Raw genomic sequence first — 500 nt, forward strand, 5'->3', positions numbered from 1 at the left:
CTGGTCAATCTATCGAACAGCGTCCTGAAGCTATCAATCTGCGATTGGAGAATGGGCATTATGAGATTGATACGGTTCTGCTTACAAGGGTGAAAAATTATTGTTTACTGGTCTTAACTGATCGAAGAACTAGGCATCAAATTATCCGATTGATTCCAAATAAAAGTGCTGAGGCGGTCAATCAGGCTTTAAAACTCATCTTAAAACAAGACAAGATTCTGTCCATCACGGCAGATAATGGTACAGAATTTAACCGCTTGTCTGATGTATTTTCTGAGGAACATATCTATTATGCGCACCCCTATGCCTCTTGGGAAAGGGGAACTAATGAGAATCACAACAGGCTCATTCGGAGATGGTTACCTAAGGGAACTAAGAAAACGACTCCCAAAGAAGTCGCATTCATCGAAAATTGGATTAATAACTATCCTAAAAAATGCTTGAACTACAAATCACCCAGAGAAGACTTCTTCATGGCTAACTTGAACTTGAAATTTGGC

1 protein-coding gene is annotated in these 500 nt (G+C 39.6%); it reads left to right on the top strand.

What is annotated here, in order from left to right:
- On the top strand, positions 1–500 hold a 500-nt coding region (locus HT687_RS11465; RefSeq protein WP_172924221.1), incomplete at both ends, for an IS30 family transposase.

This window comes from Streptococcus sp. 1449 (assembly GCF_013276805.1).
In the GTDB taxonomy this organism is placed as follows: Bacteria; Bacillota; Bacilli; order Lactobacillales; family Streptococcaceae; genus Streptococcus; species Streptococcus pseudopneumoniae.